At 70.2% G+C, this 25434-nt stretch carries 21 protein-coding genes; 11 read left to right on the top strand and 10 right to left on the bottom strand.

The features are described 5' to 3' along the window. Positions 1-120 precede the first annotated feature (120 nt). Positions 121-894: a DUF2306 domain-containing protein gene (locus tag AB0395_RS34255; RefSeq protein ID WP_366288158.1), complete on the top strand. Its 774-nt coding sequence runs from the start codon at positions 121-123 to the stop codon at positions 892-894. Between the two features lie 71 nt (positions 895-965). On the opposite strand, the gene AB0395_RS34250 is transcribed toward AB0395_RS34255, so the two are convergent. From AB0395_RS34250 to AB0395_RS34240, 3 genes are all read right to left on the bottom strand, one after another. Beyond that, a complete protein-coding gene (locus tag AB0395_RS34250; protein ID WP_366288157.1) occupies positions 966-1310 on the bottom strand; it encodes a VOC family protein in 345 nt (114 codons plus the stop codon). Between the two features lie 188 nt (positions 1311-1498). Then, the gene (locus tag AB0395_RS34245; protein ID WP_366288156.1) at positions 1499-2422 is read right to left on the bottom strand and encodes a TIGR03619 family F420-dependent LLM class oxidoreductase; all 924 of its coding nucleotides are present in this window, start codon (positions 2420-2422) and stop codon (positions 1499-1501) included. Positions 2423-2467: 45 nt separating this feature from the next. After that, the gene (locus AB0395_RS34240) at positions 2468-3808 is read right to left on the bottom strand and encodes an extracellular solute-binding protein (RefSeq protein WP_366288155.1); all 1341 of its coding nucleotides are present in this window, start codon (positions 3806-3808) and stop codon (positions 2468-2470) included. Positions 3809-4099: 291 nt separating this feature from the next. Here AB0395_RS34240 and AB0395_RS34235 point away from each other — a divergent pair, with 291 nt between their 5' ends. Further along, complete coding sequence (locus tag AB0395_RS34235; RefSeq protein WP_366288154.1) at positions 4100-5281, top strand: acyl-CoA dehydrogenase family protein; 1182 nt, start codon at positions 4100-4102, stop codon at positions 5279-5281. A gap of 98 nt (positions 5282-5379) precedes the next feature. On the opposite strand, the gene AB0395_RS34230 is transcribed toward AB0395_RS34235, so the two are convergent. Further along, positions 5380-6108 (bottom strand): DUF2306 domain-containing protein, encoded by a 729-nt coding sequence (locus AB0395_RS34230; RefSeq protein ID WP_366288153.1) that lies wholly within the window; start codon positions 6106-6108, stop codon positions 5380-5382. A gap of 374 nt (positions 6109-6482) precedes the next feature. On the opposite strand from AB0395_RS34230, the gene AB0395_RS34225 reads away from it, so the two are divergent. The 8 genes from AB0395_RS34225 (at position 6483) to AB0395_RS34190 (ending at position 16371) form a co-directional block, all read left to right on the top strand. Then, complete coding sequence (locus AB0395_RS34225; RefSeq protein WP_366288152.1) at positions 6483-7829, top strand: FAD-binding monooxygenase; 1347 nt, start codon at positions 6483-6485, stop codon at positions 7827-7829. 38 nt (positions 7830-7867) lie between these two features. Next, entirely contained in the window at positions 7868-9025 is a 1158-nt protein-coding gene (locus AB0395_RS34220; RefSeq protein ID WP_366288151.1) for an epoxide hydrolase family protein, read from the top strand. Positions 9026-9041: 16 nt separating this feature from the next. After that, a complete protein-coding gene (locus AB0395_RS34215; RefSeq protein ID WP_366288150.1) occupies positions 9042-10427 on the top strand; it encodes a condensation domain-containing protein in 1386 nt (461 codons plus the stop codon). 57 nt (positions 10428-10484) lie between these two features. Beyond that, a complete protein-coding gene (locus tag AB0395_RS34210; RefSeq protein ID WP_366288149.1) occupies positions 10485-11726 on the top strand; it encodes an acyl-CoA dehydrogenase family protein in 1242 nt (413 codons plus the stop codon). A 45-nt stretch (positions 11727-11771) separates the two neighbouring features. Beyond that, positions 11772-13190: an FAD-binding protein gene (locus tag AB0395_RS34205; RefSeq protein ID WP_366288148.1), complete on the top strand. Its 1419-nt coding sequence runs from the start codon at positions 11772-11774 to the stop codon at positions 13188-13190. Between the two features lie 210 nt (positions 13191-13400). After that, positions 13401-14900, top strand: a complete 1500-nt coding sequence (locus AB0395_RS34200) for a multicopper oxidase domain-containing protein (RefSeq protein WP_366288147.1) — start codon at positions 13401-13403, stop codon at positions 14898-14900. Positions 14901-14972: 72 nt separating this feature from the next. Continuing rightward, positions 14973-15734, top strand: a complete 762-nt coding sequence (locus AB0395_RS34195; RefSeq protein ID WP_366288146.1) for a maleylpyruvate isomerase family mycothiol-dependent enzyme — start codon at positions 14973-14975, stop codon at positions 15732-15734. Between the two features lie 268 nt (positions 15735-16002). Then, positions 16003-16371 carry a YciI family protein gene (locus AB0395_RS34190; protein ID WP_366288145.1) on the top strand — a complete coding sequence of 123 codons (369 nt, stop codon included), beginning with the start codon at positions 16003-16005 and terminating at the stop codon, positions 16369-16371. Positions 16372-16469: 98 nt separating this feature from the next. Here AB0395_RS34190 and AB0395_RS34185 read toward each other — a convergent pair whose 3' ends face one another. Beyond that, positions 16470-17666: a cytochrome P450 gene (locus AB0395_RS34185; protein WP_366288144.1), complete on the bottom strand. Its 1197-nt coding sequence runs from the start codon at positions 17664-17666 to the stop codon at positions 16470-16472. Positions 17667-18304: 638 nt separating this feature from the next. Here AB0395_RS34185 and AB0395_RS34180 point away from each other — a divergent pair. Further along, positions 18305-18841, top strand: a complete 537-nt coding sequence (locus AB0395_RS34180) for an NUDIX hydrolase family protein (RefSeq protein ID WP_366288143.1) — start codon at positions 18305-18307, stop codon at positions 18839-18841. A 91-nt stretch (positions 18842-18932) separates the two neighbouring features. Here the strand turns inward: AB0395_RS34180 and AB0395_RS34175 are convergent, their stop codons facing one another. From AB0395_RS34175 to AB0395_RS34155, 5 genes are all read right to left on the bottom strand, one after another. After that, entirely contained in the window at positions 18933-19778 is an 846-nt protein-coding gene (locus AB0395_RS34175) for a M55 family metallopeptidase (protein WP_366288142.1), read from the bottom strand. A 223-nt stretch (positions 19779-20001) separates the two neighbouring features. After that, a complete protein-coding gene (locus AB0395_RS34170; RefSeq protein WP_366288141.1) occupies positions 20002-20244 on the bottom strand; it encodes a hypothetical protein in 243 nt (80 codons plus the stop codon). Positions 20245-20264: 20 nt separating this feature from the next. Next, positions 20265-22409, bottom strand: a complete 2145-nt coding sequence (locus AB0395_RS34165) for a hypothetical protein (RefSeq protein ID WP_366288140.1) — start codon at positions 22407-22409, stop codon at positions 20265-20267. Beyond that, on the bottom strand, positions 22406-23980 hold the full coding sequence (locus AB0395_RS34160) for a peroxidase family protein (protein WP_366288139.1): 1575 nt from the start codon (positions 23978-23980) through the stop codon (positions 22406-22408). Before AB0395_RS34160 ends, AB0395_RS34165 begins: the two co-directional genes overlap by 4 nt. Next, on the bottom strand, positions 23977-25338 hold the full coding sequence (locus AB0395_RS34155) for a cytochrome P450 (protein WP_366288138.1): 1362 nt from the start codon (positions 25336-25338) through the stop codon (positions 23977-23979). The genes AB0395_RS34160 and AB0395_RS34155 overlap by 4 nt, the downstream gene beginning before the upstream one ends. Positions 25339-25434: the final 96 nt, after the last annotated feature.

Genomic DNA, 25434 nt, shown 5'->3' with positions numbered 1-25434 from the left:
CCGAAAACCGGGCGCGTCGAACAACGCACTCCGGCGTCCCCGCTTTCCCCGGTTCATCAGGCGCGCGCCATCGCGGGCGAACTCTCCCCGCAGCGAAGATCTGTCAGAGAGGGAATCGACGTGACGCAATCGTCGGAGAAGGCACCCGAGGTCCACGACGTGCCCGACGAAATGATCGAGCTGGACCGGAAGCTGACCGAACGGGCGAGGCGACGTTCGCCCCGGCCGCGGTGGTGGCGAAGGCCGTGGATGATTCCGCTGGTCATCCTGGTCGCGGTATTCCTGACCTACATCTGGGGCCCCTACATCGGCCTGGATCCGAGCACGGCGACCGTGCACCTGGTACGGAGCATCCCCCTGCACTACGTGCTGGTGGTCACCCACATCCTGACCGCCACCATCGCGATGGTGACGGCCTGCCTGCAGGTGTGGCCGCTGATCCGCAGGCGGTACCCAGCCGTGCACCGGATCAGCGGCCGGTTCTTCGTTTTCGCGGGCGCGGTCCCCACCTCGATCGTCGCCATCGTCCTGATGCGGATCCGCAACACCCGCGACGGCGGGATCCAGGTCGGCAGCGCGGGCCTGTACATCACCGCGGCCCTGTGGCTGGTCATCACGCTCGTCGGTTACCGGATGGGACGGCAGCGAAGGTGGGCCGAGCACCGCCGCTGGATGACCTACAGCTTCGCCCTGTCGCTGACGAACATCTACAGCAGGCCCATCGGGATATACGTGTCGAGCTTCCCCGGCGCCAATATGAACCTGTACTTCGAGCTGATCGGCTGGCTGCCCTTCATCGTGCACCTCACGGTCGCCCAGTGGTGGCTCGACCGCACGTCGGGACTGCCGTGGGTGAACCGGAGGGTGAAACGCGCCGCGCCGTCCCGGAGCTGAGCGACGACAGGCGACCTCGGGCCGGTCGCACCACGGCCCGAGGTCGCCGCCGCCGGAACCGGCGGTCGTCCCTAGTGCTTGTGCTGGACGATCTGGACGTAGTTGCCGTCCGGGTCGATCAGGGTGCCGATCCACGCCTGCTCGCGATCGGCCACCTCGGTCAGCCAGGTCACCCCCAGCTCGTTGAGGTGCTCGGCCGTCGCCATCGCGTCCTCGACGCCGAAGCAGAGGATCTGCCGGCCGGGCTCGGGGTTCTTCTCCCCGACGTCGTCACGCTGGTCGCAGACCAGGACGACGTCGCCGAAGAACAGGACCGGCCCCTCGACCCGGGGGTTCAGCGCCTTGATGTACCACTCGCGAAGCCGATCGGCGTCGGGCGTGCCCAGCAGAATGCCGCCTAGCGTGTGTGAAGCCACGTGTCTCCTCCTCGGTGCGACCCCGGTCGGGGCCGTCTGACCTACAGTCGGAGCCGAAAACGGGTTCTCGACATCCGGTCCGGCACCGATTCGGCTGACGGACGGCACGCCCGTGGAAACGACCGGGCCGGCCCGCGGACGTTCCCGATGCGCCCGCGAGAACGGCCACGCCCCGGGCCCGGCCCCAATCAGAGTCTGGCGTCCGTCAGCGCCTCGAACACCTCGAGCGACCTGTCGAGCAGCTCGTCGCCGTTCTTCGCCGAGGGCGTCAGGTCGAGCAGGATCTCGTCCGCACCGGCGCCGGCGAGCGCGGCGACGTCCTCGACCACCTGCTCGAGCGACCCCTGGAACGGCCGCCTGCCCGTCGCTCCCGGCGTCTCCGAGAGCACGACGGCGGCCCGGGGAATGAGCTCCAGCGCGTCAGCGTCCCGCCCGTACCCGGCTGCCCGCTCCCTGATCCGGGCCCAGAGGTCGGCCACCGCGGGCGCGGGCAGCCCTGAGGGCAGCCAGCCGTCGGCCTTGCGGGCGATCCGGTCGACGGCCCGCTCCGAGCGGCCACCGCCCAGCATCACCGGAATCCTCGACACCGGTTTCGGGCTCACCAGCGCGTTCTCCACGGTCACCCGCGAGTCCCGGTAGGAGACCGGGTTGGTCCCCCAGAACGCGCGGCACGCGTCGACGGTCTCGTCGAGGGTCCGGCCACGGGCACCGAAGTCGGCCTCCATCCCCCGGTACTCGTCCGAGGACCAGCCGCTGCCGAACCCGGCGATCACCCGCCCGCCGCTCGCCTGGTCGAGCGCCGCCAGCGCCCGCGCCAGGTGCAGCGAGGAGTAGAACGGCGCGACGAGGATGCTGGTGCCGAGCCGTACGGTGTCCGTGACCGCCGCGGCGAGCGTGAGCACGGTCAGTGCGTCCGCGCACTCCCGGTAGTGGTCGATCCAGGGAAGGCCGGGCACGCCGTTCATGCCGTCGGCCGGTTCGAGCGGGTAGAGCACCCGCTCGTAGACCCAGAGGCTGGAGTAGCCCGCCCGCTCCGCCCCTCTGGCGACTCTCACGACATCGTAACGAAGATCGAACCCGCTGCCCTGCGGCAGCCCGAAGCCGAACCTCACGGCGCTCCTCTCCTGGCCTCTCCTGGTCGTGCTGGTCGTGCTGGGTCAGTGCACGCGGTAGCTGCCGGGGTCGCGCCCCGGTCCCCGGTGCGCGTTGTAGTCGTCAAGCAGCCTCTGCCCCTCGGCGTTGGCCCGGGCGAACCGGGCCACCGGGTCGGCGCCGGAGAGCAGCACGTCGTGCATGGCGTACGTCATCACATCCTGAAGCCTGGGCAGCTCCCCGACCATCGCCCCCAGCGCCGCAGGTGAGTCGTCCGAGCCCTCAAGCTGGTCGATGGCGACCCGCCGGTGCGGGTTCTCGGCGAACCAGCCCTGCTCCTCCAGGAGGCCGACCGCGGAGTAGGTGATCGGCATGTAGTTGGTGCGCCGGTGCCGGTCGATCGCGTTGGCCGGGTTGTTGAGGTACTGCAGGAAGGCGAGCGCGCCGTCCCGGGTCGCCTCGTCGAGCCCGTCGGCCAGGAAGATCCCGTCGCCGCCGAGCACGTTGCCGACGTAGGGCACGTCGTGGTTGTACGGCAGCCTGCTCGCCCTGACAACGAACCCTCTGTCCTTGCCGACCTGGACCAGTCGCGGCGCGTCGACCGACGAGGTGAACATGAAGGCCACCTGCTGTTCGGCGAACACCCCGAAGCTGCCGACCCAGTCCATCAGGGTGCCGGTGTAGTGGTAGTAGCCGTCCTTCTGCAGGCGCTGCCACCAGGCGACGAAGGCCATCATCTCGTCGGAGTCGAGGTGGGCGGTTTCGGCGACGCCGGAGCGGCCGTTGTCGTGGTCGACGATGAGGCCGCCCTGCGCGGCGATCGCCTGCATGAACATCCAGCCGTGGTTGCACCAGGTGATGGCGTGGGCGGGCGGGTTCGGAAGCTTGGCGACGGCCCGGCAGGCGGCGTCGATCCCGGCCCAGGTCTGCGGGACCTCGGAGACGCCCGCGGCTTCGAGCAGCGTCATGTTGGCGTAGAGCAGGGTCGTTGAGGACAGCGGCGACAGGGCGGTGCGCCCGTCGGGGACCGAGAAGTAGTAGCGGGCGTGCGACAGGACGTCGCCGTCGACGACCGGCTCGCCAAGGATCTCCGTACGGCCACCGATCGCCCCGGCGATCGAGGTGTAGAGCGGCGAACCGTCGTTCTTCACCATGTCGAAGGCGACACGGCTCGAGGTCGAGTAGTACTGGGCCATGGTCGGCGTGACGCCGCGCTCGACCGCGCGGGCGACCTCGAGGGGCATCTTCACGTAGTCGTGCTCGTGCAGCCTGACGTCGTATTCCGGGTGCGCCTCGTTGAAGCCCTTGATGGCGTCCCTGGTGCTGTCCAGGAAACGCGGGGTCTTGTAGTAGTGCAGCCAGGCATCAATGACGATCTTTTTCCGGCCGCCGACGGCGCTGTTCATTCGGCATACCCCCTCGTCTCTTGGCGGAAGATTCCACGCGTGACCCTGTGGCCGAAGACCTCAGGGGCGGCCCGGATCGCAGAAAAAAGAACTCGCAGCCAATGATGTGCACCGCGCTCAGGCGGCGCATCTTCGCGATTGCGATATTCCCTTCCGCGTTGCCGTCGCCCGCGTACGGCGCAATCAGAGAGATGCGACGCGAAAAAAGGACTGCGAGGGTCGACGTGCACGGGCCGGCCTCCGAGGGCGGGCCGTGAGCCGACACCTGCCGCAGTCTCCCGAGGAGGATCGATGGACGTCACCGAGGTACCGCCGAGGAGGGAACTCCTCCGCCGCGCGTCGGAACTGGTGCCCCTGCTCCAGAAGAACGCGCTCAGGGCCGAGGAGAACAGGCGCCTTCCCGACGAGTCGATCGAGGCCCTGACGGACGCGGGCATCCTGAAGATGCGGGTCCCGACCAGGTACGGCGGCTACGAATCGGACATGCGCACCGTGGTCGAGGTGCTGGCGGAGCTGGCGCGGGGCGACGGCTCGCACTCCTGGACCGTCGCGGTCTGGGCGATCAGCACCTGGATGGTCGGGCTGTTCCCCGACGAGGTGCAGGACGAGGTCTTCTCCACACCCGACGTCCGGGTGAGCGGGATCCTCAGCCCGACGGCGGTCGCCGTTCCCACGGACGGCGGCGTCGTGCTCAACGGCAGGTGGTCGTTCAACACCGGGTCGCAGCAGAGCCACTGGAACACCAATGCGGCGGTCCTGGCCACCCCCGACGGCGGCTACGAGCCGATCATGGTCGCGGTCCCGCTGTCGGACCTGCAGATCATCGACGACTGGTTCACCTCGGGACTGCGCGGCTCCGGCAGCGTCACCAGCGTCGCGCAGGACCTGTTCGTCCCGCGGGCGCGGGTGCTGTCCATGGGGCCGGTGCTGCAGGGGCAGATCTCCTCGAAGCTCAACGCGAACTCCCCGATCTTCCGCGCCCCGTTCATGCCGACCGCCTGCACGACCGTCAGCGCGACGGCGCTCGGTCTGGCCAAGGCCGCCAAGGACGCCTTCTTCGAGCGCCTGCCCGGCCGGAAGATCAGCTACACCTCCTACGACAGCCAGCGGGAGGCACCGCTCACCCATCTCCAGGTCGCCGAGGCGACGACGAAGATCGACGAGGCCGAGTTCCACGCCTTCCGCGCGGCGGGCCTGGTGGACACGAAGGGGCCGACCGGTGAGCCGTGGACGCTGGAGGAACGCGCCCGCGTCAGGCTGGACCTGGGCGCGGTGTGCCAGCGGGCGAAGGAGGCGGTGGACATCCTCAACACCGCCAGCGGCGGATCCTCCATCTACACCTCGGTGCCGATCCAGCGCATCGAGCGTGACGTGCAGACCCTGAACCTGCACGCCATCATGCACCCCAACACCAACCTCGAGCTCTACGGCCGGATCCTCTGCGGCCTCGAACCCAACACGGTGTACATCTGAGGGCTCGCGCATGGGAAAGTCCTCCGGTGGAGCGGTGACCGCCTCACCGGAGGACTCGTGTGCGCTGGCTGCTCCTACGAGTGACCGCCGCGCGCCCCCTACGACGGGACCGTGGTCTTGACGGCCCGGCGCCTCGGAGAGGTCCGCTCCAGCCACCAGTACGCGGCGACGAGGCTGACCACCCAGCCCATCCAGGAGGAGATGTCGAAGAACACGGCGACGTCGATGCCCTTACCCGGTATGGCGAACTGGCTGATGACCCGGCCCCACGACGTGCCCATGGCCAGCGCGAAACTGTAGATCATCCAGCGGCGGTGCTCCATGTAGCGGCGCCGCCTCGCCATCCGGTAGCCGGTCAGGGCCGTCGCCAGCCAGAGGATCGCCATCGTCGCCAGGCCCAGCTTGCCCATCGGCGCCGTCGAGTACGGCAGCAGCACAAGGGACAGCAACGCGGTGGGGATGACCCCCCCGAACACGTACACCCGTCCCGTCATCCGATGGAAGGCCGGATGACGCCTGCGAATCCACGGCAACAACTGCAGGAAGACCGTCACCAACGCCAGGTTTCCCGCGACGACGTGCAGGACGACCACCGGGTAGTGCAGAGGGAAGGTCGGGTCTATCCGGGTGCGTGACTGGGTCGGGTCGAAGCTCAGGTATCTCGGCAGAGCGTAGATCAGATTGAAGACGACGAGCGCGGCGAGCCCGTAGACCCATGGGCTGCGCCACCAGGGCCGCCGCGCGCGGGACATGACGGAACCTTCCCCGTCCTCCTGCTCCTCGGGCCCGCTCACCAGCGTGCCGGCCCCGTCGGATTTCTGCGTCACTGTTCGTTCCACCTTTTTTCCTCGGTGGCCGACGTCCTGCGTCCGCCCGGGGCCGAAAAACGTCGTCCAGGTGAGAGAAGATCGCGGCCGAAGGCGCTAAAGGCGAGTTTCACACCCGTTCCTCGGGAATCTCATCTCCCGTATTGCGCCCTTTTCCGGCGAACCCGGTTCAGCCACCGAGAGAAAACAGAAAGCGCAATTCAGAAGATGTCGCCCCACCCTCTCCTGTGCCACCATGCAGGGGCGGACAGGGCAGCACAGAAAATCCATGCAGAGTGACCCCTCGATTCCTCCCGTGCCCTTTTCTCCGCGCGCTTCGTCATGCCTGATCGATAAGTACCTGATCGAGTTCTGGAACCTGCGAGGTGACTCCAATGGGTCGTGAAACGGGAACCCGGGTGGTTGTGCTTGGCGGGAGCATGGCGGGGCTACTGGCCGCACGAGTGCTCTCCGATCGGTTCGCCGAGGTGCTGCTGGTCGACCGCGACAAACTGACCGGGGTGAGGACCTACCGCAACGGGGTCCCACACGGACGGCACGCGCACGGCCTCGTGGCCCGCGGCCAGCAGATCCTGGAGGAACACTTTCCCGGGCTCACCGAGGACCTGGTCGCCGCCGGGGTCCGCCCCGGCGACTTCAACGGTGACATCCGCTGGCTGTTCAACGGCAGGCGGATCGCCCCGTCCCACTCCGGGCTGAGATGCGTTCCGGCCACCCGGCCCGTTCTGGAGCACCAGGTCCGTCTGCGGGTGCAGGGCATTCCCAACGTGACCTTCCTCCAGGAGCACGACATCCTCGGGCTTGAGACGACGCCCGACCGCACCCGGGTGACCGGCGCGCGGGTGCAGCGGCGCGACGGGAGCGCTCCGGCCGAGACGCTAACCGCGGACCTGGTGCTCGACACCACCGGCAGGGGCTCACGCACCCCGCTGTGGCTGGAGGAGCTCGGATACCAGCGGCCCGAGGAAGAACGCGTCAAGATCGACCTGGCGTACACGACCCGGCACTACCGGCTGCGTTCCGACCCGTTCGGCGACGACCTGGCGATCATCCCGGCGGCCACCCCGGAGACCCCGCGCGGGGCGTTCTTCTTTCCCATCTCCGGTGGGGCGGGCCTGGTCGAGCTGTCGCTCACCGGCATCCTGGGCGACCACCCTCCCGCCGACCCGGAAGGGTTCCTCGCCTTCGCGAAATCCCTGCCGATCCCGGACATCTACGAGTCCGTCAGGGACGCCGAGCCGCTCGACGACCCGGTGACGTTCAAGTACCCGGCCAGTGTCCGGCGGCACTACGAACGGCTGACCGACTTCCCGGCCGGCCTGCTCGTCATGGGCGACGCGGTGTGCACGTTCAATCCGGTCTACGCCCAGGGCATGACGGTCTCCGCGCTCGAATCCCTCGTCCTGCGGCGGCACCTGAGCCAGGGGACGGTCCCGAAGGCGAAGGCGTTCTTCCAGGACGTGTCCCGGGAGATCGACTCCCCGTGGGAGCTGGCCGCCGGTTCCGACCTCGGCTACTCGGGGGTCAGGGGAAAACGTTCCGCGAAGGTCAGGTTCGTCAACTCGTACGTGGCCAGGCTGCAGGACGCCGCGGTCCACGACCCCGGCCTCGCGAACGCCTTCATCCGGGTGGCGGGGCTCGTCGACTCACCCGCGTCGCTCATGCTGCCGCGTCACATCATCCGGGTGCTGCGCGGATCGCGGCGACATCCGGCCGCCTAGCCCCCGTCCCCACGCAGAACCGACTGAAAGGCACTTCGATGCGTCCCTTCCGAGTCGAGTTCCCTCAGGCAGACCTCGACGACCTGAACCGGAGGCTGGCAGGGACCCGGTGGCCCGGCGAACTGCCGGGCACCGGGTGGGAGCGCGGTGTTCCCCTGGACTACCTCAAAGAACTGACCGAGTATTGGCGGACGGGCTTCGACTGGGCGGCGGCTCGGGAGAGGCTGAACCGCTTTCCCCAGTTCATCACCGAGATCGACGGCGTCGACGTGCACTTCCTGCACGCGCCCTCACCGGTGCGCTCGGCCGTACCGCTGATCATGACCCATGGCTGGCCGGGGTCCTATGCCGAGTTCATTGAGGTGGCCGGGCCGCTGACCGACCCCGCGAAGTACGGCGGCGACCCCGCTGACGCCTTCCACGTCGTGGCCCCCTCCATCCCCGGGTACGGCTTCTCCGGCCATCCCGGCGAGGCCGGATGGTCGACCCGCCGGGTCGCGCGGGCGTGGGCGGAGCTGATGCGCCGCCTCGGCTACGAGCGGTACGTCACGCAGGGCGGCGACTGGGGCATGCCGATCTCGCTGGAGGTCGGCCTCGCCGACCCGGACCACGTCATCGGCGTCCACGTCAACATGTTCGCCGCGTTCCCGCCCGCGGACCCCGGCGAGTGGGGTGAGCTGAGCGCGTCGGACAACGCGCGTCTGGAGTTCGCGGCGAGGTTCGAGCAGGACGGCGCGGGCTGGCGGTACATCCAGTCGACCCGCCCGCAGACGCTGTCCTACGCGCTGACCGACTCGCCCGCGGGACAGCTCGCCTGGATCGTGGAGAAGTACAAGGAGTGGACCGACTCGGCGAAGGCGCCCGAGGACGCCGTCGACCGTGACCACATGCTGACCATCGCCTCGATCTACTGGCTCACCGCCTCGGCCGGATCGAGCGCGCAGCTCTACTACGAGTCCAACCATCTCACCGCCGACTTCCTTCGGACCTGGGGCGGCCCCTGGCCGCTGCGGGCCCCGGTGGGGGTCGCGGTCTTCCCCTCCGACGCGGTACTGCCCGTCCGCTCGTTCGCCGAACGGGTCCTGCCGACGCTGTCGCGCTGGTCGGAGTTCGACCGCGGCGGCCACTTCGCGGCCATGGAGCAACCGGAGCTGCTCGTCGACGACCTGCGGGCGTTCGCCCGCCCGCTGCGGTGAAGGGGAGCCGGACGACATGACCGTTCCCGAGACCTCACCGGCGCCCGGCGAGCAGGCGGGCGGGATTCCCCTCTCCCTGAACCAGGAGTTCGTCTGCCTCTTCGACCAGGGCGAGAGCGGCGGCCCGTTCGGCCCGCGCTACCACCTCGTCCACGGCTGGCGCGTCCGCGGCGGGATCGACGACGAGACCCTGCGGGGGGCGCTGGACGACGTCGTGGCCAGGCACGAGGCGCTACGCACCCGGATAGCCACGCAGGACGGCACGCGTCACCAGGAGGTCCTGCCCCCGTGCTCGGCCGAGCTGGTGGTCAAGGACCTCTCCGGGACCGATCCCGCCCTGCGCGAGGAGGTGGTCGAGACCCTCCTGAACGATGTCGAGGCCGGAACGATCGACTCCCGGTCGCTGCCGCATCTGCGGGCCGTACTCGGCCGGTTCGACGACCAGGACGCGATCCTGGTGATCATCGCTCACCACACGGCGACCGACGGCTGGTCCATGCGGCTGATCATCCGCGACCTCGCCCACCGCTACGCCGCGCGCCGCGACGGCACCTTCCCCGATCTCCCCGCGACGCGCCAATACCGGGAGTACGCGCGGTGGCAGCTGGCGGGCTCTGCCGGCGCGACCGCGGCCGTCGACCACGAGTACTGGCGGCGGAAGCTGCGCGGCGCGGAGATCTTCACCGTGCGCACCGACCGGCCCAGGTCGGCCGCCGCCGTGCAGGAGACGTCGGTGCACCGCTTCCTGGTCGACGCGGAGGTGATCTCCGGGACGACGGCCCTCGCCAAGGCGGTGCGCGGGACGCCGTTCATGGTGCTGTTCGCCGCGTTCAGCCTGCTCGAACACCGGCGGACGGGCCGCACCGACATCACGGTGCCGACGTTCACCCCGGGGCGTGGCCGCGAGCGCGACGGGTTCGGGGACATGGTCGGCTCCTGTTTCAACTTCCTGCCGCTGCGGACCGACCTCGCCGGATGCCGGACGTTCCGCGAGATCGTCGAGCGGACCAGGACGACCTGCCTTGAGGGCTACTCGCACGACATCCCGACCCTGCGGATCTTCGAGCAGGCCCCCGAGCTGATGCGCCCCGCCGTCGAACCGGACAGGGCGCCCTGGGTCTTCCAGGTCTTCCCGTTCCCGTTCGTGCTCGACGGCGAGGTGATCGGAGACCTGGAGTACACCGAGGTGCGGATGCGGCTGCTGGAGCAGCCCATCGGCTCCGACGTGCCGGACGGCGCGCTGTGGACGCTGAACCTCCATCCGACCGGCGAGCTGGTGGGCAGCGTCCAGTACAAGAGCGGCCTGTACGACCGGAGCACGATCGGCGACATGGTCTCCGAGTACCGCCGTGTGCTGGGGGAGGCGGTCGCCGCGCCGGACGCCCCGCTCCGGCTGAGCTGACCACGAACTCTCCCGCCCGCAGGCCAGACAGGCCAAACAGGAAGGAACCGCTCCGCGATGACGGCCGTCACGAACGTTCCCGGACAGGGGTTTCCGGCACCGCCGGAACCCGCTCTCACGCCGCTCGAGGTGATAGCCAGGGCCGAGGCGATCGCGCCGACGCTGGTCGGCCGCCAGAGCGAGACGGAACACCGCACCTACTACTCCCAGGAGACCCACAGGGAATTCGCCGCGGCCGGTTTCTACCGGATCCTGGTGCCCCGCCGCTACGGCGGCTACGAGTTCGGGATCGACACCTTCATGCGCGTGACGATGGCGCTCGCGCGCGGCTGCCCCTCGACGGCCTGGATGTACTGCCTCGGCGCGACCCACGCGATCGCGGCGGCCACGCTCTTCGGTGAGGAGGCGCAGGCCGAGATCTTCCGCGACGGCGATTTCATCTGCCCCGCGACGATCGTGCCCAGCGGTTCCGCCGTCCGCACCGCGGAAGGGGACTGGGTGCTCAACGGCACCTGGAACTACTGCTCCGGCGCGCCGTACGCGACGCACTTCATCGGTCACGCGCTGGTACGGCCCGCCGAGGACCAGCCCCCGGCGCCCATGCTGTTCATCGCCCCGAGGAGCCAGTGGCGGCGCCTCGACGACTGGGGGCGGCAGCTGGGTCTCAAGGGCAGCGGGTCGCACAGCATCACCGTCGAGGACGGGCGTCTGCCCGCCGCCTTCGCGCTGCCGGGTGTGCATCTCAGCGAGGCGACCGTCACCGGTGGAACCCCCGGGCGTGACCTGCACGGCAACCCCGAGTACGGCGGCGGCCCGCTCAGCTACATGGTCCTGGAGATCGCGTCGCTGGCCGTTGGCATCGCCCGGGGCGCGTTGGACGTCTACGGCGACCTGATGCGTTCGAGGAACACCCTGCTCCCGCCGATCGTCGGCCGGGCCGAGGACCCCGACTACCAGTTCTGGTACGCCGAGGCCTCAGGCATGATCGCCGCGGCGGAGGCGGGGGTGTTCGGCGCGATCCAGCAGTGGCGCGACCTCTGCGCCCAGGGGCCCGCGGCGTTCACCCGCGAGCAGGACCTCCGGATCACGACGATCTGCCGTCACACGATCAGGCTCTGCTGGACGGCGGTCGAGAGCTACCTGTTCCCGACCGCCGGTTCGAGCTCGGTCCGCCAGGGTGAACGCCTCGAACGGGTGTGGCGGGACATGTCCATGTTGCACAGCCACTCCGGGTTCGCGGTCTTCCTGCCCACCGTGGCGAACCGTGAGTTCACCCGGGTCCACTTCGCCGCCCGCTGACGGCCAGGTCCGTCGGCACCGGAACCGCGCTGGAGGAACACCGCCATGACCACCGTCGACGAGCAGGAAACGGGCATCGCCCGCCACGGGGAACCGAGGTACGAGGCCGCGACACAGGTCTTCAACCTGGCCGCGCCCGCGGCTCCCGCGGCGGCGGCGACGGTGCGCACGGTCGGCCAGATCCGTGCCGCGATCGCCTACGCCGTCGCGGAGAACCTGCGGGTCCGCGTGCACACGACCGGGCACGGCTCGGCCACCGCGGGGCCGATGGAGGACGCGCTGCTGCTCAGAACGCTGCTGCCCGGCGGCGTCGACATCGACCCACGTGCCCGCGTCGCCCGTGTGCCCGCGGGGACGTGCTGGGGCGAGGTGGTCGAGGCCGCCGCGCCGTACGGCCTGGCCGCACCGCACGGCTCCTCCCCGCTCGTCGGCGTCGCCGGGTACGTGCTGCGCGGCGGGGTGAGCCTCTATGGGCGGCACACCGGGCTTGCCGCCAACAGCGTCAGGGCGATCGAGCTGGTCACCGCCGACGGTGAGCTGCGCAGGGCGGACGCCTCCTCCGATCCCGAGCTGTTGTGGGCGCTGCGGGGTGGCGGCGGCGGGTTCGGCGTCGTCACCGCGGTCGAGATCGACCTGTTCGCGGCCGAGCGGGTGGTCACGGGGGCCGCCTACTGGCCTGCCGCGCACGCGCACAGGCTGCTGCCGCTGTGGTTGCGCTGGACGCGGGACGCTCCCCGGAAGGTGACCACGACCCTGCGGGTGATGAACCTGCCCTCGCTGCCGGAGATCCCGGAACCGCTGCGCGCGGGCACGGTGCTCTGCGTCGACGGTGTCGTGCTCGGCGAGGCCGATGACCCCGCCGCCGCGGGGCGGCTCGCGGAGGACCTGCTCGGGCCGCTGCGCGCGGTCGCGGAACCGGTGTTCGACACCTGGCAGGAGGCCACGCCCAGGGAAGTGGTGCGGACCCACATGGACCCGACCGAGCCGTTCCCCATCTTCGGCGACCACATGCTGCTCGGCGACCTGCCCGAGGAGGCGATCGCCGAGTTCCTCGCCCTGGTCGGCGAGGGGTCCGGGTCACCGCTGACGAACGCCGAGCTGCGCCAGCTCGGGGGGGCGCTGGCCGTACCGGACGGGGAGGGGGGCGCGCTCGACCGCCTCGACGCGCGTTTCGCCTACATCGGCGGGGGTGTGCCGTTCGGCGGGCTCACGCCGGACATCCTGGTCGGCCACTGTGCACGGGTGCGCGCCGCGCTCGGCCGGTGGGACACCGGCCTGACCGCGCCCTCGTTCGTCGAGAACGTCACTCAGCCCCAGCGCCACCTGAGCCAGGAGAAGGTCGCGGCCGTCGACCGGGTCCGCGCGCGCCTCGATCCGTCGGGGCGGTTCCGCGGAGACATCGCGCCCAACGCGTCCGCCGGACAGCGGGCGCCCGGGTCCCCGGGGAACGCGTCCGCCGGATAACCGCACGGTCCCCGTGTTCCGCCGCCCGGCGACAGCGCAACCTGCGAGATGCAGCCCGTCCCGCGAGATGGGACGGTGCACTGGCAGGCCTCCTGGCTCGACCGTTCACGAGAGCGAACTCCCCGCCTCACAGGGGACCGAGGACTTCTTCGCCGTCATTTCGAGGGCGATTCCCGGCGCCGCCCGGCGAGAGAACCGATTGGGGACCAGATGTTGAACAGACGACGCCTGCTGACAGCCGGCGGTCTGGCGCTCGGTGGCGTGGTCGGCGGAACGCTGCTGCTCCCGCAGAACGGGACCACCCGCGCCGCGGCGAACACGAGCCTCGGCGCGCACGGCCACATGGCGCACGGCATGGCGTACGGCACAGCGCACGGTACGGCGCCCGGCCGCCCCTCGCCCCCCGTCGCCCCGTTCCGCGTGCGGATGCCGGTGCCACGCGTGCTCACGCCGGTGGCGTCGCACCGCGACGTCGACGTCTACCAGCAGGACATCCAGCCCGCCTCCGTGGAGATGCTCCCCGGGATCCGCACCGAGGTGCTGGGGTACGGCGGCGGCTTCGTCGGGCCGACCATCCGTGCCAGGAGCGGGCGGCGGGTCGTTGTCCGCTACCGCAACGGGCTCGACCGGGCGGTGAACACACACCTGCACGGCGGGCACGTGGCCGCGAGCAACGACGGCTACCCGATGGACCTCATCGAACCGGGCCGGTCGCGGTACTACGAGTACCCGAACAATCAGCCGGGGGCGACGCTCTGGTACCACGACCACACGCACCACCGGGAGGCGGAGCACGTCTACCGCGGCATGCACGGGTTCTACCTGCTCGAGGGCGAGGATGAAAGACGCCTGCGGCTGCCCTCGAAGGAGTACGACGTACCGATCATGCTCACCGACGCCCACTTCAACGAGAACGGTGCCCTGATCTACGCGCCCGAGGACACCCCGAACCGGAACACGCTGCTGGCCAACGGACGCCCGCAACCGTACTTTCCCGTGGCCGCGCGCAGGTACCGGTTCAGGCTGCTCAACGTGTCCAACTTCCGGACGTTCCACCTGCGTCTCGACGGCATGACGATGACGCAGATCGGTTCGGACGGCGGCCTGCTGCCCGCTCCGGTGAACCGGGACGAGGTGGTCCTGTCCCCGGGCGAGCGAGCCGAGGTCGTGGTCGACTTCGCGGGGTGCCCGATCGGCGGCAAGGTCGTCCTGAACGACGTGAGCGGCCCGGTCCTGAGGTTCGACGTGGTCACCGGGGCGGCGGACGACAGCCGGGTGCCCGACGTGCTCCGCCCGCTGCCCGCGCTGCCCTCGCTACCCGCGGGGCGGACCGACCGCGAGATCACCCTCAAGGTCGACATGGTCCGCGGCGCGGCCTACATCAACGGCAAGGTCTTCGACCCCGACCGGGTCGACGCCCGCGTCAGGCGCGGAAGCACGGAGGTCTGGCGAATCACCAACCTGGACACCGACATCGCGCTGGACCACAACCTGCACCTGCACCTGGTGCAGTTCCGGATCCTGGACCGCGACGGCGCCCCGCCGCTGCCCGGTGAGTCCGGGCTCAAGGACACCGTGCTGGTCCCGGCGGGCACCTCGGTCCGGATCCAGGTCACCTTCGGCGACTTCCTCGGGCGCTACCTCTACCACTGCCACATGCTCGAGCACTCGGTCGGCGGGATGATGGCGCAGATGGAGATCGTCGCCTAGACCAAGACCGCAACGACCGGCCACGGTGCCGACCGCAGCGGCGAACCTTCCTATGGCGAAAGGACCTGCACCATGACCGACCTGCTGGACGTGATCGCTGACCTGCGCTCGGAGGCCGAACAGATCGACCGGATGGTCGTCGATCTCGATGCGGACGGATGGGCGGCGCCGACCACGGTGTCCGGCTGGACGGTCGGGCACCAGATCGCCCACCTGGCCGCCCTCTTCCGGCTGGTCGGCCTGGCGGCCTCCGACCCGGTCGCGTTCACCGCGCTGATCTCGCAACCCCGCTTCGACGTCGAGGCCCGGGTCCGCGCGTCGCTCTCCGGCTACCTGCTCGAACCGCCGGGGGCGCTGTTTCCCCGCTGGTACACCGAACGCGAGCACACCGCCGCCGTGCTCGCCGCGGTCCCGCCGGGCCAGGCGGTGCCGTGGCTGGCCGCTCCGCTGAACGCCACGGTGCTCGCGGGCGCCGCGATGACCGAGTTGTTCCGCCACGGTCATGACATCGCGGACGCGCTCGGACTGCGCAGGGACCTGACCGACAGGATCCGGCACGTGGTCGAGTTCGCGGTGCTGCCCTCGAGCGCCGGGTACCGTCCGGCCGAGTGGACCCCGCCGGGCACGGACTTCCACCTGCTCCTCACCGCGCCCTCAGGCGGGCGCTGGGAGTTCGGCCCGGCCGGGTCACCGCAGAGGATCAACGGTTCGGCCGGGGACTTCTGCCTGCTGGCGACCGGGCGCGGCCGTCGGTCGCTCGACCTCCTCGCGACCGGCGAGGCGGCCGAGCGGTGGCTGGCGGAGGCGCGGAACCATCTGGTCGAGGTGACATGATCCCGGCCGTCCTCGACGATCCCGGACTCGGTCTGACGGGTCCATGGGGCCTGACGGGTCCGGAGCTGAGGTGGGCGACGGATGCGTGCGCCCACCGGACCGCTGCCGGACCGCCGAACCGCCGGAGTGCTGAGCTGGCGCCTGGCCGATCAGGAGTTTCTTCCCGAATGTCGAGAACCCGGCGTCAGCTCCGACCTGTCTCCTAGAGGCACCGCCATGGTCCTGTGAGAAGGTGCTGCCCCGGCACCCGGGATGGTGAGGATCAAAGATGAAGTTCCTACTGATCATGCAGATGAACCGCGACGTCTGGGAGTCCATGCCGGAGGCGGAGAGGACCGAGGTCGTGACCGGGCACGGCGACTTCATGAAGATGATCACCGAGTCCGGGGAGCTGATCAGTACGCACGCGCTGGCCGACCCGGCCAACAGCAACGTGGTGCGGAGTCTCGACGGCGTCATGTCCGTGAAGCCAGGGCCGTACCAGGAGACGAAGAACTACATGGGCGGCTACTACCTGGTGGACTGCGAGAGCACGGAGCGCGCGGTCGAGCTGGCGTCCCAGATTCCGGACGCCCGGGTCGACGGGCTGGCCGTCGAGGTCCGGCCGGTCATGTTCTCCTCCGGCTCGGACATGTGACCTCGTCACGTGCGGAAGCCGTGCCACCACCGGCCGCCGGATGACGTTCGGCCGGCGGTGGTCGGCTCCCGGAGACGGTCGTCAGGGCGCGGCCGAGATCACCAGGTGACCGGCAGTTCGTGGATGCCGTAGACGGGCGCCTCGTCCCGGAAGTTGAGGTCCTTCAGGTCACAGGCCAGCCTGAGGTCGGGGAAACGGGAGAAGAGACGGTCGATGCCGATCTCCATCTCGGCCTTGGCGAGGGGCGCCCCGATGCACTGGTGCGCGCCGAAGCCGAACGCGAAGTGATGCCCCTGGTAGCGCCCGACGTCCAGCCGGTCGGGCGCGGCGACGCACTCCGGGTCCCGGTTGGCCGAGAGCAGGGAGATGATGACCCCCTCGCCCGCGCCGATCATGACGCCTCCGACCTCGACCGGCTCCAGCGCCATCCGGGCCATGGGCCCCTGCGTGATGGTCAGGTAGCGCAGCAGTTCCTCGACGGTCGGCGCGAGCATGTTCGGGTCGGCGCGCAGGGCCCGAAGCTGGTCGGGGTGGCTGAGCAGCGCCAGGACGCCCAAGGAGAGCGAGTGGACGGTGGTCTCGTGCCCGGCGACCAGGAGCGCGCGCCCCATGGCGACCAGTTCCTTGTGGGTGAGCTCGCCCTGGTTGGCGCGGATCGCCAGACGGCCGAGAAGGTCGTCCTCGCTCGGGGCTCGCTTCTTGTCGACGGCGAGCCGCTCGACGTACTCGAAGAGCTCGACGTTGGCAGCGACCGCGACCTCGGGATCGGTCGAGCAGATCACCGTCGCGCTGCGCGACCTGAGGAACTCGTGGTCGGAGTACGGCACACCGAGAAGCTCACAGATGATCCTCGTGGGCAGCGGCACGGCGAACATCCGGACCAGGTCGACCGGGCCCTGATCCTTCTCCCTGGCCCTCTCCATCCCGTCCAGCAGTTCGTCGACGATCCGCTGAATCCACTTCCGCATGGTGGCGACCCTGCGGACGCTGAACTCCGAGATGACCATGGTGCGGAGGCGGTTGTGCTCGGGGTTGTCCATACGGGTGAACGAGAGCTGGCCGGGTTCCGCCGCCACCAGCATCTGGGGGAAACCGGGTTTTGTGTCGTCCGCGCTGAACCGCGCGTCGGCCAGCACCGCCCGTACGTCGGCGTAGCGGCTCAGCAACCAGTATTCGTTTCCGTCCGGAAACCGGATCCGGCTCGGCGGTCCTTCGCGAAACTCGGCAAGCTCTTTGGGAGGGGTGAACGGATCGGGTCTGGCACTGGGGAACTCGCGCATCGTGGACTGACTCATGGAAGTCCTTCCTTTGTGAGCACCGACGAATCCGAACATGGAATCTTCTGTGACGTCACCTGCCGGAAGAGTAGGCCACGCACTCACTTCGAGTGAAGGGAATTCCCATCATCAAGCAATTTCGAATAAATATCCGGCCTGGCCACGCCCCGGTGGAGGCCCCGTGAAAATGCGCCCTTTCCGGCCGCCCGTTCACCTTCGACCATCGAGCACATGGGCACCGACCAGCCAGATCACTCCGACCGCCGGCGAGTCAATACACCAATTCACACATGAAGGCCAGTCGGGCTCGACGAGAAATTAATACCGATCAAGAAAAGCCAGGAAAAACCTCGAAGGACACCTTCGCCCGCCGCCAGGCCGGAATTCATGTGACCCGACCAAAACTCCCGGAAGGGCAGCCGTTTTCCACCGCCCCCGGAGACTGTTCGAAACTCACGCACCGCCGCTCCCCTGCCGAGGCGGCCTCGCACGCGATGAGGGCACCGGTTCCGAGGCCGGGGACGGCCCGGCGAGGCCCCCGTCGCCCCTCGGACGTCAGGAGTCCGGCCACACCCCTACCACCTGCGCTTACTCGGTTCGCCACGACTTCACAGCGCCTCCGTGTCTGCACGTCGACTGCGAAGTACGATCGATCAATGACCGAAATGACCGAAACCACGCCCGGCTGGCTTTCTCCCGAAGAGCTGGAGTCGACTCGTGCCCGGATGCCGATCCTCTACGTCGACGCCGTACCCGTGCGGGTCGACGACGCGGGGGTGGTCACGCATGTCGGCCTGCTGCTGCGCATCGGAGCTGACGGCACGGTCAGCCGCGCTCTCGTCTCGGGCCGTGTGCTTCACCAGGAGCGCGTCCGTGACGCGCTCATCCGCCACCTGGAGAAGGACCTCGGCCCGGTGGCCCTGCCGCGCGTCCCGGCTTCTCCGCAGCCGTTCACCATCGCCGAGTACTTCCCGACGCGGGGGGTCACGCCGTACCACGACCCCAGGCAGCACGCGGTCTCCCTCGCCTACGTGGTCCCGGTCGTGGGTGACTGCCGTCCTCGGCAGGACGCGCTCGACCTCGTCTGGTTCACCCCGGAGGAGGCGGCGTCGCCGCTGGTGCAGCAGGAGATGCCGGGCGGGCACGGCGTCCTGCTGAAGCAGGCCCTCGCGTACGTCGGCTGCCTTACCTGACCCCGCGATCCGGCTCTGGAGGCCCTGGGGTCACGGAAGCCCCGGGAGCCCGGCGGGCAGAGCCCGCCAGGCAGGGGGGCGCCGGTCCCGATCAGCGACGGTCGTACAGGATCGCCCTGGCCTTGGTCGTGCTCGCGGCCAGCTCGTAGCAGATGGAGATGACGCCGAGCACCTCGCGCGGGCTGGTCAGGTTGCCCTCAAGGGTACGGTCGCCGGTACGGGCGATGCCGGGGATCAACGCGCCAAGCTCGGCCGCGGCGGCATTCGGCATGTCGATCTCCAGGCGCAGCTCGTCCGGGATCTGGACGGGCTGCAGGTCGCCGGCCTTGGTGACGGCCTCAGCGGCGGCGACCCTGATGCGCTCGCGCGCCACCGAGGGGGAGAGGCTGTCGGCGGCGAAGACACCGTGCGCGGTCTTCACCTCGACGGTCCGCGTCCCAGGGAACTGGGCCTCGATGGTGGCGCAGATGACGTCGTCCCCGGTGACCAGCCCGACGGGGACGCCGACCGCCGCGGCCTGCAGCGCGTTACCCTCGGCCTCGGACACGACGCGGCCGTTGAGGCGAACCTCGGTGAAGTGCGAGGAGTAGGTGTGCGCGAGCACGCCGGGCTCACCCGCCGCGGCGTGATAGCCAAGGAAGAGGGCCACGTCGTGGTCGGCGCTGATTCCCTCCGCCATGCAGTCGAGCTTGGGCGAGCCGAAGATGAGCCTGGCCCTGGGGTCGAGCTCCTCGTGGATCAGGTTGTCCATGGTGCCGTGGCTGTCGTTGATCAGGACGCTCTCCGCGCCCGCGTCAAAGGCGCCCGCGATGGCCGCGTTGGCCTCCGCGGTCATCAGCCGCTGCGCGGCCGGATACCCGTGACCACCCCTGACCACCTGGTCCATGGTGGCGATTCCCGCGACACCCTCCATGTCGATGGACATGTAGACCCGCATGTAAGAGACTCCTCACGCTTCACGAACGACCCCCCTGAGCTTCTCCGAGGGTTCTCCGCGCAGGCTACGTGCTCGGGGCCAAGCCAGGGTGGCCCCCTTTGTCCTGGCGTCCCTTGTGCCGTCCCGCCACCGGTGCTCCCGCGCCGCCCGGATCCCACGGACCCGCCCGCGACGACCGGGCACGGGCCGGCCGCGGCGGGCTCGCTCCGCGTACGCGGGCACGTCACGGGCGGGTGCGCTCCGCGTAGTGGCGCAGTGTGGCCGCGGCCTGTGTCAGATCATCGGAGGCCGCGGCGCAGGCGGCGAGGTGCGCCTCCATCGACGTGCGAAGCCACGGCGGTGCGACGCCGGCTGCCTCAAGCCTGGCCTCGATCTCGCGCAGACGTTCGGCACACTCGGCGAGCACGCGGGCGTCGGACCGCAGGATCGCGGCGTGCTCGGCGATCCCCTCGGGTACGGCGGGCATCCGATCCTCCGGTCTTGCGATCATCCGATCGGCACCGGGACGCACGCGTCCTGGAGCGTCTGGCGAACGGGGGTGGAAAGGCACAGCAACGGGCGGGCACCGTCGAGCCCCAGCTCACGAAGCCTGCCGGCCAGCGGGTGAGCCGCCTGCCCGACGGTCAGCCGCACCCGTGGCGCGGGATGCACCCGGCCGGGGCCGCTGGTCCGCACGCACGAGCGCAGCGTGGCGTCCGCGCTGCGCATGTAGCCGACCAGGTCGCGGTCACTCGCGGGCAGCCAGGGACCGAGGGACCCGCTCAGGACCAGGAGCCGGTCTTCGAGTCCGCCGACCGCGACGCGCGCGGCCCGGTCGGTGAGTTCGAACTCCACGGGCGCCATGTACGGCTCGCCACCCCACAGCCGCGGCGCCACCGCGCAGGCGAGGCCCGTGTCAACGATGGAACCGGCCATGAAGCTGCCCGAACGCCGCCGGTCGGCGCCACGCGGCAGGTCGGGCCAGACACGCGGCGACCCTGGCCGCCACGGGTCGGGCACCACGACCCCGAGGTGGACCTCACGGTAGGCCCCCAGGCTGGTCCGCCGGTTCCATGAGGCGTGCACCACGACGAGGGCCCGTCCCGCGAGCCGTACGGCGGGCCCGAGCCCGGTCCCTTTCAGCAGGTCGGCCGCCGCGCCCTGCTCCGCGGCGAAGTACGCGGTGAGGGCGCCGCCGTCCTGGCACCTGACCGGCAGCTCGATCGTTCCCCCCGGGGTCTCGGCCGGGTAGGTGGGCACGGTCAGGAACGGGAAACCCTCGGGACAGGGGGCGCGGTCGAACAGTTGGTAGGCCTGCGACCGCACGACCCGGCCCTGATAGGGCGTCAGCTGCCCGTCGATTCGGGCATGGGCCTCGGGCAGGTCGTCGGCGAGGTTGGCGATGTAGTGCTCGATGCCGTGGCAGAGCGGGAACAGGTGGGTGGGGTCGGAGTAGTCGACCACGTACCAGTCGGGATGCAGGTCGAAGCAGCCGCCCGCGCCCTGCCCGTCGAGGGTGGGGATGATGTCGTGCTGGTTGGTGACGCTGGCGATCCAGGTGCGCGGATCCGCGGGCCGCTTGAAGTCGATGGGCGAGCCGACCGCGACGGCGTGGGTGACGGTGTGGCGGGCGCAGAACCCGGCGTCCTGCACCAGGTTCATGATGGCCGCGCCGCCCGCGCTGTGCCCGACCAGCGCCAGCTCGGCGCCGTGGGGCAGGCCGTAGTCGTCGACGGCCCTGGCCAGGGCACGGCTGTACGGGCTGCTGTCGAGCACGGCGCTGCTGAAGGCGCCGAGCAGGTCCTGGGGCGAGTCGTTGTCCGGCTGTCCGGCCTGCATTCCGGGCGCCTGGACGATGTGGCGCGTCACCCCGTCCTGGCCCTCGACGCTCTGGATGAGGATTCGTCCCGTCGTGCCGAGCAGGCTGATGTTGCGCAGGAAGCCGAGCAGCGACCCGCTCCGGCTCAGCCGCGCGGACTCGAGGGCGGCCAGGTCGACGCGGCGCGCGGCCCCCTCTCCCGTGTCGAGGACCGCGATGGCCCTGTTGCTCATGCCGGTGATCGGGTCGGCGGTCGCGTAGCCCTTTCCCGTCGCGATCAGCCAGGCGGTGGCGTCGTTGAGCGGGTTCTCGTCCAGCAGGGCCCGCAGGGCGAGCACCTCGCCGAAGACCGGGGCGAGCTCGCTGAGCGTACGCACCGCGCCGCGGTCCCTGAGCAGGACGCGCAGCGCGCGCACCGCCTCCAGGTCGCGGTCGGCCGCCGCGGCCTCGACGAGCCTGGCCAGCATGGGGTCGCCGGTCAGTTCGGGGTGGTCGAGGGCGACGGCGGCGATGCGCAGCCGCAACGAGGTGGCCAGGACCCGCACGGCCAGGCTCTCCCCGCCCACCATCGCGCCGAGCTTGGCCGCCAGGGTGCCCAGCACGCCGCCGGAAAACGCGTATCCGAGGCCTCGGCCGTTCGTGACCGCGCGCAGCAGCGCGCGCTGGGCCAGGCAGCCCGCGGCGGGGGCACGCGCCACGGCGCCGAGTGCGGCGCCCTCGGTGAGCGCGGCCGTCGCGTGGACGGACGCCTCCCGGATCATGACCCCGATGTCGGCCAGCTCACGGGCCGCGGCGCGCAGCAGCGCGGCGTCCCCGTCCTTCTCCCCGCTCACGGCTCGGTCCTGCGGGTCATGCTGACGAAGCGGGGCCGCGGATCCTCGGGAACGTTGCGGTGCAGCACGTCGGAGAGCGTGCGGGTCGCGGCGATGACCCGCAGCCCCTGCGGGGAGAAGGTCGCGGCGTTGAACACCCTCGGGGCCAGCAGCGGGTTGGTCAGCGCCTGGGAGAAGGCGTCGATGGCGATGATCTTCGTCAGCAGCGGTGGCAGGATGGCGTCGGGAGATCCGGGCTCCTCGGCGAACAGGCCGACGTACAGGTCGAGGTCGTCAACACCCCGGTAGAGCTCGCGCAGCGCCCCGCTGACCCTCTCGTCGCCGGAGACCTGCTCGAAGCCGCGCACCCTGGGGAAGCGGCAGTGCTCGCGGTAGCCGTTGTACGGGGCCAGGTCGAGGGCGCGCGACTCGGCCATGCTCGCCACGTCGACCTCCCGCAGGACAGGGTCGGTGTTGAACAGGCCGATGCGGCCCGCGCGCTGGCGGGAGGCGTCGTCGAAGAGCCTGCCCAGACCCGGCCCAGGGAGCAGCGCGGCGCCGACCAGGGTCTGCGCCATCGGCAGGTCGCGGTCGCCGACCGACAGGTGGGAGGGGATCAGACCGTGCCAGCGGTAGACCAGGTTGAACTCGACCGAGGCCCAGTTCTCCCGGTGCCAGGGCGCGTGGGCCAGCATCGTGGAGAGCCGGGAGTCGAGGGTGAAGCGGAAGTGATAGGGCGTGATGTGGTTGATGTACTCCTCGACCACCAGCTTGATGAGCAGCACGATGAGGATGTTCCGTGTCGTCTGGAACAGTCGCTCGTCGTCCCAGCGCGGGTGGTATCCGGCCAGCAGGCGGGCCACCCTGTTGTGCTCGCGCAGGAACAACACCGTGAGCATGGTGAAGCCGATCTGGATGTTGCCCCGGTCGCTGCCGGTGGCGAACAGGGTGTCGCGCTGCGCGTCGGTGAGCTCGGAGAAGCGGATCACGCTCAGCGGGGCGAACTCCGGCTTGATCTTGCCGTTCTCGCAGAGGGGCGGCGGGAACTCCCCCTCATTGATGAGCTGGCTCTTCAGCCGGCCGCCCTCGAACGTGCGCAGGGCCGCGGTCACCTCCTCGTGGAGGCCGTAGAGCTGGTTCAGGTCGATCTGGTGGTTGGAGGTGTTCTTGCGGGGGTCGCGCGGGACGTGGGTGTCGCCGCGCAGAAAGCCGTCGGTGAACCACTGGGCGAAGTAGGCGAACAGCACGGTCGAGCGGGGGCAGGGAACCATGGTGTCGCCGCGGGTGAAGAGGTCGGCGGCACGCTCCGGGGTTGGCCTGCCGCTCTCGTCGGCCGGGACCGGTGGCAGGTGTCTGCCGCTGTAGGTGCGGTCGGTCAGTGAGGCCCAGGAGGTGTAGTCGGCCATGGTGCTCAGCGGCTCCGGGCGCGGGGGCATCTCGCGGATCGCGTGGTCGATCAGCGAGGCGTTGACGCGGCGCCGTACGGGCTCGATGGCCTGCACGAGGTCCCAGAAAGGGCGTCCGCCGGTCAGGGCGAGGAACCGCAGGCGGTTCGCGACCCCGTCCGTCGCGATGCTCCGCGCCGTCGTCATCCTTCCCTCCTTTCCCGACCGAGACCGGGATCATGACCGAGACCGGGATCATGACCGAAGCCGGATTCGCGGCCGAGGCCGAGCACGAACCGGTCAGGGAAGATCCCGTGCGAGCGGACGACCTCCCCCTCCGGCGGCGGGAGCAGGCGCACACCGGGGCGCAGCAGCAGTCGCCGTACGGCTTCGCAGATGACGACCCTGGCCGGGTGCACGCCGAGGCAGGCGTGATGGCCATGGCCGAAGAACAACCGGTGGTGCTCCGGCCGGTCGGGGCGGAACTCGTCCGGCTCGGTCACCACGTCGGCGTCGAACGCGGCGGAGGCGGGTGCCGCGAGCACGAGCGTGCCCGCGGGGATCACGGTGCGGCGCGGGGTGCCCGCGGCCAGGACGTGGTCGCGCCGGCACACCCGGGCAAGCAGCTTGAAGAACGGGTTGAAGCGCAGGGCCTCCCAGACGTAGCCGTCGAAGCGCGCCGGATCGGGGTCCGCGGCCGCCTCGACGGCCAGGGCGAGCACCCGGGGGCGCAGCATGAGCTGCTCGGCCGCCTCGACCATGGCTCCGGGGCCGCTCTCCACGAACCCGAGGGGCAGTCCGGCCATGTTGATCACGACACGCTCGTCATCGACGGCGACCTCGGGAGGCAGGACGGTGCCGACGAGCCTGGCGAAGACGTCGTCGGGCGGCTCCTGCCCGGACCGGAGCGCGGCCCTGCGTTCGGCGAGCCTGCCGCGCAGGTGGGCCGTCATCTCCGCGCCCGCGGTGACGGACGCCGCCTGGATCTCCTGGTCGCCGTTGAAGTTGGCGAAACCGTCAACGACGATGGCCCGGGTCCACCTGGACAGAGTCTGCGGATCGGGCCCGGGGAAACCGAAGTACTCCGCGCAGACACCGAGGGCGACGTGGCGGAACAACTCGTGGACCGCCTCGACGCGGCCGCTCGGCCAGGCGGCGTCCAGCGCCTCGTCCGCGAGACGCCCCGCCAGCTCGCGCACGCGCGCCGCGTCGCCGGGGGCGAGCATGACCCGCATCAGCCCTTTCTCGTGCCAGTTCATCGGGGTCGCGTCCCTGGAGAGCATGAAGGGGGCGCCGAGCGCGGCCTCGAGACGCGGGCCGAATGCCCTGACCGTGAAGACCTCCTCGTGGGAGAGCACCTCGACGACGTCGGCGAACCGTGTCACGACCGTGAAAGCGGGCGTGACGAGAACCGGCCTCCGCTCACGGAGCTCTGCGAACAGGGCACGCCAGTCGGTGCGCAGCCACTCGCGGACGAGACCGAACGCGGACAGCGGGTCGCGGGCCAGAAGCTCGTCGTATCTCTCCAGATGTCCGCCAGTGGTCGCCTGATCGACAGCACCCATGCCGTGGGCCCTTCCGTCTGAAGCCGGAGCGAACAGAGATCATCACGTTGTGTAGCCACAACAATCTAGGGGCGCGGCACGGCATTCCTTGATGGC

It is taken from the genome of Streptosporangium sp. NPDC051023, assembly GCF_040689595.1.
GTDB lineage: Bacteria > Actinomycetota > Actinomycetes > Streptosporangiales > Streptosporangiaceae > Streptosporangium.
This window is presented reverse-complemented; position numbering and strand designations above follow the sequence as displayed.